Source organism: Sporosarcina trichiuri (assembly GCF_030406775.1).
Taxonomy (GTDB): Bacteria; Bacillota; Bacilli; order Bacillales_A; family Planococcaceae; genus Sporosarcina; species Sporosarcina trichiuri.
This window is the reverse complement of record NZ_CP129119.1, coordinates 1,225,690-1,238,150: the sequence shown is the minus strand read 5'-3', so window position 1 is coordinate 1,238,150 and position 12,461 is coordinate 1,225,690. Positions and strand designations below refer to the sequence as shown.

Here is a 12,461-nt window from a genome sequence, read left to right as displayed (position 1 = left end):
TTTCTTTCTCTTCGTCCATACTGTCAGTAAACAGGATGGAGGAGAAATGATTATGAAGAAACTGATGATGCTTCTTGCTGCCTGCCTGCTGATGGCTTCGCTTGCTGCCTGCGGAAAGAAAGACAATGCCAATAATGGGACTGCAGACAACAATACGGATACCACCGGGCAGATGGACAAAACGGACGAAACGGATGACATGGCCGATGATGATACAACTGCAGGTACAGACACGGATGCAGATATGGATACTGAGAACGGTGACAGCGCAGCGGATGATCAGAACAATGTGGAGACGAGTGATGACATTGCAGAAGCGGTTAAATCGATCGACGGCGTCGACCATGCCAATGTCCTGAAGATGAATGATACCCTCTATGTAGGTGCAACACTGAAAGAAGGAACTAATTCCACAACGGAACTCGATGGTCAGATTGCAGACAAAGCGAGAGAAGCCTCCGATGATGCCGACAAAGTGTATGTGTCCACGAATCCTGATTTTGCGAAAGAAATCGACGAGTATAGTGACAAGATCCGGAACGGGGAACCGGTCCAAGGATTGTTCGAAGAAATCGGCGATGCCATGTCCCGAATGTTCCCCGATGCACACTGACTCAAAAAACCCGGCTTCCCAAATGGGGGAGCCGGGTTTTTGTCAGCTGATTTTCTCCAGGGAAGAAGGAACCTCCGTGACCCAGCCGAGAGGATCGCTTTCCTCGCCCGTCTGGATTTGAGTGAGCGTTTCGTAAAGTTTTTTGGAGACGGGTCCGGTTTCACCTTCGTTCACTACCATGACCGTATCATTCCAATTCAGTTCACCGACCGGGGAGATGACCGCGGCAGTACCGGTACCGAACACTTCCTCGAGTTTACCGGCGGCATGGGCATCTGCGACTTCATCGATTGAAATTTTCCTTTCAGTCACCGGAGTTCCCCAGTGGGCTAGCAATTCGATGATCGATTTGCGTGTGATCCCTTCCAGGATGCTTCCATTGATGGCAGGTGTGATGATCTCTCCGTCAATCTTGAAGAAGATATTCATGCTGCCGACTTCTTCCACGTACTTTTTCTCGACACCATCGAGCCACATGACCTGGGAGTACCCTCTCGAGCTGGCGGTCTCCTGCGCTTTCAGGGCAGAAGCATAGTTTCCTGCAGTCTTGGCGCCGCCTGTCCCGCCTTTGACAGCACGGACATATTCGTTCTCCACCAATATCTTGACTGGATGGATCCCCTCTTCGTAATAGGAGCCGACCGGCGACAGGATGATGTAGAATTGATAACTGGCTGCAGGCGCCACGCCGAGGAATGCTTCAGTCGCAATGACGAACGGACGGATGTACAAAGACGTTCCTTCAAGATGAGGGACCCATCCCTCTTCGACACGCAGCAGTTCCAGAAGCCCCGCCAGTGCATCTTCTGTATCAATTTCCGGCATGCAGAGACGGTCCAGTGAACGATTCAGCCGTCTGAAGTTTTCCTCGGGACGGAACAGCCGGATGGAATCGTCTTCGGCCCGGTAGGCTTTCAGGCCCTCGAAAACAGTCTGCCCGTAATGGAATACGATGGCAGCCGGGTCAAGGGAAATTGGTGCATACGGTACAATTCTGTGATTCTGCCAGCCTGAGCCTTTGACATAATCCGCGATGAACATATGGTCTGTGAAGCTTCTGCCGAATACAAGAGTTTTGTCATCCGGCTTTGTTTTCCGGGATTCGGTTAAGTTATAAGTGATCTTAGATGTTGTCATCAGGCATATCCCCTTTGCGGTTCATTACATCGATATATCGAATACAGCCATTATACGCCTTCTGTCAAGAAATGAAAGAATAGTCCGTATTTTATTTTTATTACAATTTTGAAATCGTTTTCAGTAATATCGTTTGTTGAATATCTGTTTAGCATGTACACTTGGGAACTGAAAAGGAGTGGGATGCTATGCTTCGAACAATTGTCATCGGGGGCGGCATTGCGGGCTGCGCCGCTGCCTATGAACTGGCCAAACGGGGATGCCGCGTGACGGTGATCGACAGAGACGACAAAGGAAGGGCTACAGATGCGGCAGCAGGCATCATCTGTCCCTGGCTGTCGCAGCGGCGCAACCAGGATTGGTACCGGCTTGTGCGGGAGGGGGCGAGGCATTACCGCGTTCTGATTCCCGAGCTGGAGCAGCTCGGCGAGACAGAAACAGGTTACCGGCAAGTCGGAGCCCTCAGCCTGTTCACTGACCAGAAGAAGCTGGAAAAAGCATACGAGCGTGCGCTTTCAAGACGGGAAGACGCCCCCGAAATCGGTGAAGTGCATATGCTCGATGAAACGGAAGTGAAAGACGCTTACCCGCCTGCTGCTGAAGGGTACAGGGCACTGTACGTTTCGGGGGCTGCCCGGGTGGATGGCAGACAGCTGCGGCTTGCACTCAAGCGTGCGGCAGAACGGCTCGGAGCGCGGTTCATTGCAGGGAATGCTGTGCTGGACAGTTATGCTGTTGGCTGTCTGTCATTGCGTGCAGGTTCAGAGAGCTTTACTGCCGACCGGCTGATCTTTGCGACGGGGGCATGGCCTCCTGCCCTGGAAGCTGCAGGCATCCAGCTCGATATACGCGGACAGAAAGCGCAGATTGTCCACCTGGATCCGCATGACAGCGGGGCATCGGATTGGCCGGTCGTCATACCGCCCGGCGACCAGTATCTGCTGTCCTTCGATGACGGACGGGTGGCTGCCGGGGCCACCCACGAAGACGAGGATGTGTTCAATACGGCGGCAACGGCCGGCGGTCTGCATGAAGTGCTGGACAAGGCCTTGCGGGTCGCGCCGGGATTGGCGGCATCCGAATGGATCGGGGCGCGTGCGGGTGTTCGTCCCTTCACACCGGGGTTTCTGCCGGTTGCGGGGGAGATACCGACACATCCGGGTCTTTACGTTGTCAACGGACTCGGCGCTTCCGGCCTGACTGCGGGGCCATTCATCGGCAAGCTGATCGCTCAAATGTGCACGGGAGAGAAAACCGACCTTGAGATGGATGTGTATTCACCGGACCAAGCGATCCGCGCCTTGTAGAGGAAACCGTTTACATTCTTAAATCTTTGCGGACCCCTTGTTTTTTCAGTGCGGCATGCTATACTGATATCAAAATCGAATACATTCACTCATATAATAGCGGGGATATGGCCCGCAAGTTTCTACCGGTTTGCCGTAAACGAACCGACTATGAGAGCAGCGGATGTGAAACAACCTGCGGAAAGACTGCAGGTCACTGTTTTGCGTTTCATCTGGTGATTCTGAAGCCGTGATGACCCTTGCTCCACTCATAGATATGATTGGATGCGCGGGTCATGCGGCTTTTTTGTATGCCCGCCATATCATTGAGGAGGAAATCGAATGCAATTGCTGAAAAACAAGATTATGGAAGAGGGCAAAGTGCTGCCGGGCAACGTATTGAAAGTTGATTCATTCCTGAACCACCAGATCGATCCTGCACTCATGCAGGCGATCGGTGATGAATTCGCAGAGAAATTCGGACAGTCAGGACTCACAAAGATATTGACATTGGAATCATCCGGTATAGCCCCCTCGGTGATGGCCGGCCTCAAGCTCGGCATTCCGGTCGTGTTTGCAAGGAAGTGTAAATCGCTCACACAGAACAGTGCGCTGTACAGTGCTTCCGTCTACTCCTATACAAAGCAGGAGTCGAACGAAATCTCCGTTTCCCAGGCACATATCAGCGGTGATGACACACTTCTGATTATCGACGATTTCCTGGCAAATGGACAGGCGGTCCTCGGCCTGCTCGATATCGCGGAACAATCCGGTGCTTCTGTTGCGGGTGTCGGCATCGTCATCGAGAAAGGGTTCCAGCCGGGAGGGGACATGCTCCGTGAAAAGGGCTGCCGTGTCGAGTCGCTGGCCATCATCGAATCACTTGAAAACAGCCGGGTGACGTTCAAGGAGGCTGTCAACCAATGAAAACGGCCCTTCTCGGAATCCAGCACCTCCTCGCGATGTACGCCGGCGCAGTCCTGGTCCCTCTGATTGTCGGCGGGGCGATCGGCCTGTCATCCACGCAGCTGACATACCTTGTGTCGGTTGATATCCTGATGTGCGGTATTGCAACGTTGCTGCAGATCATGACCAATAAATTCTTCGGCATCGGTCTTCCTGTCGTCCTTGGATGCACCTTCACCGCGGTCGGCCCGATGATTGCCATCGGCAGTTCGTTCGGCCTGTCTGCGATTTACGGCGCTGTCATCGCTTCAGGCGTCATTATCGTGCTCATCAGCGGATTCTTCGGGAAACTCGTCAAATTCTTTCCCCCTGTCGTGACAGGTTCAGTCGTGACGATCATCGGGATCACTCTGATACCCGTCGCCATCAATAACATGGGCGGCGGACAGGGGGCCGCTGACTTCGGCTCCCTGCATAATATTCTGCTGTCGTTCGGCACACTTGCATTTATCGTCCTCGTCTACCGGTTTTCCACAGGGTTCCTGCGTGCGATCGCCATCCTGATCGGAATGGCAGCAGGAACTGTAGGAGCGGTATTACTCGGGGTTGTCGATTTCTCGGCTGTCCACGAAGCGTCGTATTTCCACTTGGCAAAGCCATTTTTCATTGCCGTGCCTTCGTTCCATTGGCAGCCGATCCTGACGATGACCATCGTGGCGATGGTATCGCTTGTCGAATCGACAGGTGTCTACTTTGCCCTGGGAGATATTTGCGAGAAGGAAATCGACCATAAAGACTTGGAAAAGGGGTATCGGTCGGAAGGACTCGCTTCCGTCCTCGGCGGTCTGTTCAATGCATTCCCGTATACGACATTTTCACAGAACGTAGGACTCATTCAAATGTCCGGCGTCAAATCGAGGAAGGTGCTGGTCATTACAGCAGGCATGCTGATCGGCCTCGGCTTCCTGCCGAAAGTGGCAGCACTTGCAACAGTGATCCCGAATGCGGTCCTCGGCGGCGCCATGGTGGCGATGTTCGGTATGGTCGTCTCGCAGGGCATCAAGATGCTGAGTACGGTTGTCGTCCTTTCCCAGGACAACGCCATGATCATCGCATGCTCCGTCGGAATCGGCCTCGGCGTCTCCGTTGTGCCGGAACTGTTCGCAAAACTGCCGGCCGGCCTCCAGTTGCTGACGAGCAATGGCATTGTGGCAGGCAGCGTTACAGCCATCTCACTAAATATCATGTTCAATATGCTGCCGAAGCGGAAACGCAAGAAAGCAGTCGTGCTGACAGAACAGGAAGCATGAAAAGAGCAGGGGGACATCCAGTCCTCCTGCTCTTTTTTCAGATTCTGTGCTGGTCATACACGTGCTTCGGAAGGAGGGTGACGAGATTCCCGATTTCCTCATCGGACACTGCGCTCCGATACGCATTCAGTGTGTCTGTCAGCTGTTCCTCAGTGCGTGCGCCTGCCAAAGCGCATGCGACGGTGCTGTCCGACAGGCAGAACCGGATGGCGGCCGCATGCAGATCGGATGATTCTGCCGTCAGACGCCGGACGGTATCCGTCAATTCGGGCTGTCCGAATGCGGCGAACGCCCCCGCCCTCTCCGCCCGTCCCTGTCCTTCGGCAGTCAGCAGACCCTTGGCAAGCGGCCCTCTGGCGATGACGGATGCACCTTGATCGGATACTGCATTGAACCACTCTTCGGGACGCCGGTCGAGCATGCTGTACTGCATCATGACGGATATTGCACTGCTGTGCGATAGGAACCGCTCAATGACATTCGGCCGGATCGAAGAGATTCCATACTGGCGGATCAGGCCTTCCTTCCTCAGCTGCTCGAATGCTTCAATCGTCTCTTCATAGTCATCTTCCATAGTCCCACCGTGCAGCTGATACAAATCGATATAATCCGTGCCTAGGCGTTTCAGACTCGCCTTGGCGCCTTCGAGAATATGCTTCTTCGAAGGATTCCACGTCCAGCCCTTCCCGTCCGGGTCGATCTGGTTGCCGACCTTCGTCGCAAGGATGATATCCTGCCGGCGCCCTTTCAATGCTCTGCCGACAAGTTCCTCATTCGCACCGCCGTCATAGAGATCCGCTGTGTCGATCAGCGTGATCCCCGCGTCGATGGCTGCCGCAACGATACGGTCCGCATCTGATTGCCCGGATGGCAGCGACATGCAGCCGAGCCCGAGTTCCGAGACATACAGACCGCTGTTGCCGAGTTCCCGTTTGTCCATGTAAACACCTCCTGTAACCTCATGGTATACTGGTCGAAACGAGAAAGGAAGCGGGGAAGCTTATGGCCAAATTTGAAGAAAAGACAATTACGAGCGAAACAATCTATGAGGGGAAGATCATCGACCTGCGAGTGGAGGAAGTCGAACTGCCGAATGGCAAGCGGTCTTCCCGCGAACTCATCAAGCATCCCGGCGCGGTCGCTGTCATCGCACTGACGGATCAGGGGAAGATCGTGCTGGTGGAACAGTTCCGCAAAGCGCTTGAGCGGACGATCATCGAGATTCCCGCGGGAAAAATCGATCCGGGTGAGCAGCCCGAACTGACAGCTGCCCGGGAACTGGAAGAAGAGACGGGATATCGTGCAGGCAGTCTCGAGTACCTCCAGTCATTTGCGACATCACCGGGATTCGCGGACGAAATCATCCATCTCTATGTGGCACAGGACCTGGAACGTGTGGACAACCCTGCCGAAGGGGATGAGGATGAATTCCTGAATGTGCTGGAATGCACGCTCAAACAGGCGGAAACGATGGTGGAAGACGGGCGGATCTACGATGCCAAAACCGCTTTTGCAGTTTTGTATGTGAAGCAGCGGTTCCCGGGCTGATCTACTAATTGCCTCCGGACGAGCATAGGATGTACAAACTATGCGGAGGTGTGAGTTACATGATACGTTCACTGTCCTTTATCCAGCTGTTTGTCATCCTGACCGTAGGATATACCGGAGGAGTCCTGCTCTATCGAAGCATTCCCTCTGCGGATTTCACGCTGCTTGTGCAGCTGTATGATCAGCGCGCTGTCTCTGATGGCAGCCCGTCTCTCGTCTACCAGCTGCTCTCTGTCCTGTCTTTCTATATAGTGGCGGCCGCGCTGGCGCTTTCCGGCAGGACGAAGTGGCTGGTCATGATGTCCGGAGCACTGAAGAGCGTCCTGTTCGGGCTGTCATCCGCCTATTTGCTGGCAGACGGCCTGAAGATGACTGTATATGCAGGCTGGTGGTTCCCATTCCAGCTTGCGGCGACACTCCTTGTGTTTTTCTGCTGCTGGACCCTTTCCCCGCCATTCTATCTGAAACAGCCGAAAAAGAAGAAGTTCTCCTGGCGGGTGCCTGTCCTGTTCGCAGCGGCAGGCCTGATCGTCTTTTTTGCCGATAAGATAGTATACAAGTTAACAGGCGGCTGAACGTTCGGCGGGACGGTTTCCTTTCTATTGTCAACACGAATGACGATTTGCTATAATAGAATCATTCTTGAGGGGGGCGTCCTATGGAAAGCCGAATCGAACGCATAAAAAAACAACTGCATGGGGCCAGCTATAAATTGACGCCTCAGCGAGAAGCTACCGTAGCGGTACTCTTGGAAAATGAAGCAGACCATCTGAGTGCAGAAGATGTATTTCTTCTGGTAAAGGAAAAAGCCCCGGAGATCGGTCTTGCGACAGTCTACAGAACACTTGAATTATTAACTGAATTGAAAGTGGTCAACAAAATCAATTTCGGCGACGGCGTAGCGCGATACGATTTACGGCAGGAGGGGGCGGACCGCTTCCACCACCATCTGATCTGTATCGAATGCGGGACGGTCGATGAAATCCAGGAAGACCTTCTCGGTGAGGTGGAGAAAGTCGTTGAAAAGCGGTTTGGATTTACAGTCAAAGATCATTGGCTCACCTTCCATGGTATTTGCAAACGATGCAAATCAGAGGGGGATACAAAGGGAAAGTGAGAGAGGGTGGCTTCGTGCTGCCCTCTTTTACTGTTCCATCCGAAAAAGGAGGGAGGCAGTACGGCGATCCTTCGGGCAACAACTGCCGGACTGCCGTCATGTATGGCTGATTTGAAAGATCCGCTGCAGGATTATCTGCATTTCCTGAAAGTGGAGCGGCAGCTTGCGGAAAATACGATTTCATCCTACAGGCGGGACCTGGCTCCGTACGTCTCGTGGCTGGACAGCCAGCAAGTGGCGACGGATGCCGTCGATCACCAGAAAATACTGGAGTATCTGCATCTGCTGAAAGAACAGGGCAAGTCATCCAGGACGATCTCCAGGCACATTTCGTCCATCCGGTCATTCCATCAGTTCCTGCTTCGTGACCAGGTGCTGCCGACAGATCCGACAGTCCACCTGGAGCTCCCGAAACTCGAGAAGAAGCTCCCCCGTGTACTGTCCGTCAAAGAAGTGGACAGCATCATCCGGGCGGCCGGCGGCGAATCCCCGCAAAACAGGCGGGACACTGCCATATTGGAACTGCTCTACGGAACAGGGATGCGTGTCAGTGAACTGATAGGCATGAATACCGACGATCTGAATGGTATAATGGGCTTTGCAAGGGTGTTCGGCAAAGGCGGGAAAGAGAGGATCATCCCGCTCGGCAGTTCGGCTGTGAAAGCGTGTACAATATACATGGAGACAGTCCGGCCCGAGTTTGCTGCCGCCGCTTCCAAAGATGCACTGTTCCTCAATGCACGCGGCGGCCGGCTGACGCGGCAGAGCATCTGGAGCCTGCTGCAGGATGTCGCTGAAAAGGCCCAGCTGAGCAGAAAACTGACCCCCCACATGCTGCGGCATTCGTTTGCCACCCATCTGGTGGAAAACGGGGCGGATCTGCGCGCTGTCCAGGAAATGCTCGGACATGCCGACATCTCCACCACACAAATCTATACGCACGTAAGCAGGACACGCCTCAAAGATGTGTACAGCCAGTACCATCCGAGAGCATAAGGGAAACTGAAGGAGGAAAAGAATTATGACGAAAAGTTCATTTGAAAGAATCCATCTGATCGTACTCGATTCCGTCGGTATCGGAGAAGCACCGGATGCACACCTGTTCGGAGACGAAGGTGCCGATACACTCGGCCACATAGGGGACCATATGGAAAACGGTCTCCAGCTGCCGCACATGGCACGTATGGGCCTGTCCAACATCAAAAAGATCCCCGGCGTCCCTGAAGAGCAGGAGCCGATCGGGTTCTATGGAAAAATGCAGGAAGCATCCGTCGGCAAAGATACGATGACCGGCCACTGGGAGATCATGGGCCTCAATATCGATAAACCGTTCAAAGTATATCCGAACGGTTTCCCGGAGGAACTCGTCAGCCAGTTGGAAGAACGGACCGGCCGGAAAGTCATCTGCAATGCGCCGGCAAGCGGGACAGCTGTCATCGAGGAATACGGGGAAGAACATATGGAAACCGGTGCGCTCATCGTCTATACGTCGGCAGATCCCGTGCTCCAGATCGCAGCCCATGAAGAGATCATCCCGCTGGAGGAGCAGTACAGAATCTGTGAAATCGCCCGCGAGCTGACACTGCAGCCGGAATTCCTCGTCGGCCGTGTCATTGCCCGCCCGTTTATCGGGGAGCCGGGAAGTTTCACCCGGACGTCCAATCGACATGATTACGCATTGAAACCGTTCTCACCGACAGTCATGAACGCGCTCAAGGACGAAGGTCTGGATGTCGTCGCAGTCGGCAAGATTTCGGACATCTTCAATAACGAAGGTGTGACGAAGGCGGTCCGTACGAAAAGCAACATGGATGGTGTCGATAAGCTGCTGATTGAAATGGAGGAAGACTTCCATGGTCTCAGCTTCACGAATCTGGTGGATTTCGACGCCTTGTTCGGTCACCGGCGGGATCCGCAGGGATATGGGGATGCACTGCAGGAATTCGACGCGCGTCTGCCGGAGATCATGGAGCGCCTGCGTGGGGATGACCTGCTGATCATCACGGCAGATCACGGAAACGATCCGATCCATGCAGGAACGGACCATACACGTGAGTATGTACCGCTTCTCGTATACTCGCCATCGTTCGAGAGCGGAGGATCGCTGCCGCTCCGCAAGACGTTTGCGGATATCGGTGCAACCGTCGCCGAGAACTTCCATGTCACGGCGCCTGAATTCGGAGAGAGCTTCCTGCAAGTACTTATAGAAAAGGTTCGGTGATAGACATGAGGATGGTCGATGTAATTCAGAAGAAGAGAGACGGGGATACGCTGTCGGAAGCGGAGATCCGGTATTTCGTGAACGGTTATACGGATGGATCCATCCAAGATTACCAGGCAAGTGCATTTTTGATGGCAACCTATTTCTCGGGCATGGAGCCTGAAGAGCAGGGAGCATTGACAATGGCGATGGCGGACTCGGGAGACAGGATCGATCTGTCCGCCATCGAAGGCATCAAAGTGGACAAACATTCCACAGGAGGTGTCGGGGACACGACGACGCTCATCCTTGCCCCACTGGTGGCAGCATGCGGTGTGCCCGTTGCCAAGATGAGCGGGAGAGGTCTCGGCCACACAGGAGGCACTCTCGACAAGCTGGAAGCCATCGATGGGTTCCATGTCGAGATTACGGAAAAGGAATTTGTCCGTCAGGTGAATGACCTGAAAATCGCGGTCATCGGTCAAAGCGGGAATTTGACACCTGCCGATAAGAAACTGTATGCGCTGCGCGACGTTACAGCCACAGTGGACAGCATTCCGCTGATTGCGAGTTCGATCATGAGCAAGAAGATCGCTGCTGGAGCGGACGCAATCGTGCTGGATGTCAAAACGGGGGACGGCGCCTTCATGAAAACACCGGAGGATGCAGAGGTTCTGGCCGAGGCGATGGTCGACATCGGCAGCGAGGTCGGCCGCCATACGATTGCCGTCATATCGGATATGAGCCAGCCGCTCGGATATGCGATCGGCAATGCGCTGGAAGTGAAGGAAGCGATCGAAACGCTGAAAGGGCAGGGGCCGGATGATCTGACGGAACTCTGTCTCGTCCTCGGCAGCAAAATGCTCATTGCAGGCGGGAAAGCGAAGGATACGAAGGAGGCGCGTCAGCAGCTGCAGCGTGTCATCGATGATGGCTCCGCGCTTGAACTCTTCGCCAAGTTCCTCGAAGCCCAGGGAGGCAATCCTGAGATCGCCCGCAACCCCGAGCTCCTGCCGAAGGCATCTATCGTCAGAGAGGTCAAGTCGACATCAACAGGGTATATTTCGAAGATGGAAGCAGATGAAATCGGCGTCGCTGCAATGCTCCTTGGAGCGGGACGGGCGACGAAAGAAGACGAAATCGACTTGGCTGTCGGAATCGTCCTCAAGAAAAAGATCGGGGATGCCGTCCAGGCCGGCGAAACGATCGCCGTCATCCATGCCAACTCGGAACAGACCCAGCAGACAGAGAAAATGCTGGTACAGCATATTCACGTTTCACGGCATCCGCAGAAGCGGCCGGAACTGATTTACAAAGTCATCGACCGGATTGCAAAGTGACAATAGGACTTGCCATAGGAAACACCATCCGTATTCATTCCGGATGGTGTTTTTTTGGTTTCATGTCTAATCACGGCCGAATCTGTTCACACTGACCGGAGAAACAATTGTCGGAATAACAGTGCTTTCCACTAGTTTTGACTAGTTTTGTCACCGAGAAGGGTTCCGTCCGACCGCCGCAGAATAGAGGGCGGGAAGGAGGCGGTACACGTGACACAAATGTCAATTACACCTGATGGAATCATTGTCGTGACGCTGCAGGGAGAATTAGGGAATCATGAGGCGAACCGGATCCGGACACAAATCTCTTCGGAGATCTTCAGCGGGACGGCGCATGCGATCATTTGGGATCTTACACACTTGAGTTTCATGGACAGTTCGGGAATCGGGCTTGTTCTCGGGAGGATGCGCGATCTTGCCCCGCAGCAGGGGGAGACGCTGATTCTGAATCCGTCCCCGACTATGGAAAAGATCTTTCAGTTTTCGGGGCTCGGAGATGTATTGAGGCGCGGCACCGTAGAAAATGCGATAGGGGAAATCGGAGGGGTTTTACATGAACAATGAGATGACATTGTCATTTGTCGCACATGAAGAAAACGAAGCACTCGCCAGAATGACGATGACGTGCTTCATCACACCGCTGGACCCGACGCTCGAAGAACTGTCCGAGTTCAAGACGATCGTTTCCGAAGCAGTCACGAATGCGATCATCCATGGCTATGACTGTGACGGCATCCGGGAAGTGACCATCCACGCCAAAATCGAAGACAGCAAAGTGACGATGACAGTGAAGGACGAAGGCAATGGCATCTTCGACGTGGACCAGGCGATGGAGCCGATGTTCACAACAAAGCCGCTTCTCGAACGATCCGGGATGGGCTTTACGATCATGGAAAGCTTTGCGGATTCGCTGTCTGTCGAATCTGCCATCGGGCAGGGGACTGTCGTCCGTTTCGAAAAAACATTTTCTCCGGTCACGGAAAAAAGCAGAATGAGGTGACCGA

At 53.9% G+C, this 12,461-nt stretch carries 14 protein-coding genes and 1 riboswitch; of the genes, 12 read left to right on the top strand and 2 right to left on the bottom strand.

The window, feature by feature from the left end:
• Positions 1-52: 52 nt before the first annotated feature.
• Complete coding sequence (locus QWT68_RS06595) at positions 53-613, top strand: YhcN/YlaJ family sporulation lipoprotein (RefSeq protein ID WP_290150251.1); 561 nt, start codon at positions 53-55, stop codon at positions 611-613.
• Between the two features lie 42 nt (positions 614-655).
• Here QWT68_RS06595 and QWT68_RS06590 read toward each other — a convergent pair whose 3' ends face one another.
• Entirely contained in the window at positions 656-1,750 is a 1,095-nt protein-coding gene (locus QWT68_RS06590) for a branched-chain amino acid aminotransferase (protein ID WP_290150250.1), read from the bottom strand.
• 188 nt (positions 1,751-1,938) lie between these two features.
• On the opposite strand from QWT68_RS06590, the gene QWT68_RS06585 reads away from it, so the two are divergent.
• From QWT68_RS06585 to QWT68_RS06575, 3 genes are all read left to right on the top strand, one after another.
• Positions 1,939-3,057: an NAD(P)/FAD-dependent oxidoreductase gene (locus tag QWT68_RS06585; RefSeq protein ID WP_040286778.1), complete on the top strand. Its 1,119-nt coding sequence runs from the start codon at positions 1,939-1,941 to the stop codon at positions 3,055-3,057.
• A 69-nt stretch (positions 3,058-3,126) separates the two neighbouring features.
• A riboswitch (purine riboswitch) is annotated at positions 3,127-3,228 on the top strand.
• A 150-nt stretch (positions 3,229-3,378) separates the two neighbouring features.
• Complete coding sequence (locus QWT68_RS06580) at positions 3,379-3,963, top strand: xanthine phosphoribosyltransferase (RefSeq protein WP_290150249.1); 585 nt, start codon at positions 3,379-3,381, stop codon at positions 3,961-3,963.
• On the top strand, positions 3,960-5,252 hold the full coding sequence (locus tag QWT68_RS06575; protein WP_040286776.1) for a nucleobase:cation symporter-2 family protein: 1,293 nt from the start codon (positions 3,960-3,962) through the stop codon (positions 5,250-5,252). The genes QWT68_RS06580 and QWT68_RS06575 overlap by 4 nt, the downstream gene beginning before the upstream one ends.
• A gap of 37 nt (positions 5,253-5,289) precedes the next feature.
• On the opposite strand, the gene QWT68_RS06570 is transcribed toward QWT68_RS06575, so the two are convergent.
• Positions 5,290-6,192 (bottom strand): aldo/keto reductase, encoded by a 903-nt coding sequence (locus QWT68_RS06570; RefSeq protein WP_040286775.1) that lies wholly within the window; start codon positions 6,190-6,192, stop codon positions 5,290-5,292.
• A 62-nt stretch (positions 6,193-6,254) separates the two neighbouring features.
• On the opposite strand from QWT68_RS06570, the gene QWT68_RS06565 reads away from it, so the two are divergent.
• The 8 genes from QWT68_RS06565 (at position 6,255) to spoIIAB (ending at position 12,457) form a co-directional block, all read left to right on the top strand.
• Positions 6,255-6,800 carry an NUDIX hydrolase gene (locus tag QWT68_RS06565; RefSeq protein ID WP_040286774.1) on the top strand — a complete coding sequence of 182 codons (546 nt, stop codon included), beginning with the start codon at positions 6,255-6,257 and terminating at the stop codon, positions 6,798-6,800.
• A gap of 59 nt (positions 6,801-6,859) precedes the next feature.
• Positions 6,860-7,375 (top strand): hypothetical protein, encoded by a 516-nt coding sequence (locus QWT68_RS06560; protein ID WP_290150246.1) that lies wholly within the window; start codon positions 6,860-6,862, stop codon positions 7,373-7,375.
• A gap of 83 nt (positions 7,376-7,458) precedes the next feature.
• Positions 7,459-7,917: a ferric iron uptake transcriptional regulator gene (gene fur, locus QWT68_RS06555; protein ID WP_040286772.1), complete on the top strand. Its 459-nt coding sequence runs from the start codon at positions 7,459-7,461 to the stop codon at positions 7,915-7,917.
• A gap of 102 nt (positions 7,918-8,019) precedes the next feature.
• Entirely contained in the window at positions 8,020-8,913 is an 894-nt protein-coding gene (xerD, locus tag QWT68_RS06550) for a site-specific tyrosine recombinase XerD (RefSeq protein ID WP_040287268.1), read from the top strand.
• Between the two features lie 25 nt (positions 8,914-8,938).
• A complete protein-coding gene (gene deoB / locus QWT68_RS06545) occupies positions 8,939-10,138 on the top strand; it encodes a phosphopentomutase (RefSeq protein ID WP_040286771.1) in 1,200 nt (399 codons plus the stop codon).
• A gap of 5 nt (positions 10,139-10,143) precedes the next feature.
• The gene (locus QWT68_RS06540) at positions 10,144-11,457 is read left to right on the top strand and encodes a pyrimidine-nucleoside phosphorylase (RefSeq protein WP_290150460.1); all 1,314 of its coding nucleotides are present in this window, start codon (positions 10,144-10,146) and stop codon (positions 11,455-11,457) included.
• Positions 11,458-11,676: 219 nt separating this feature from the next.
• Positions 11,677-12,021 carry an anti-sigma factor antagonist gene (locus tag QWT68_RS06535; protein WP_040287267.1) on the top strand — a complete coding sequence of 115 codons (345 nt, stop codon included), beginning with the start codon at positions 11,677-11,679 and terminating at the stop codon, positions 12,019-12,021.
• The gene (spoIIAB, locus tag QWT68_RS06530; RefSeq protein WP_040286769.1) at positions 12,011-12,457 is read left to right on the top strand and encodes an anti-sigma F factor; all 447 of its coding nucleotides are present in this window, start codon (positions 12,011-12,013) and stop codon (positions 12,455-12,457) included. The genes QWT68_RS06535 and spoIIAB overlap by 11 nt, the downstream gene beginning before the upstream one ends.
• Positions 12,458-12,461: the final 4 nt, after the last annotated feature.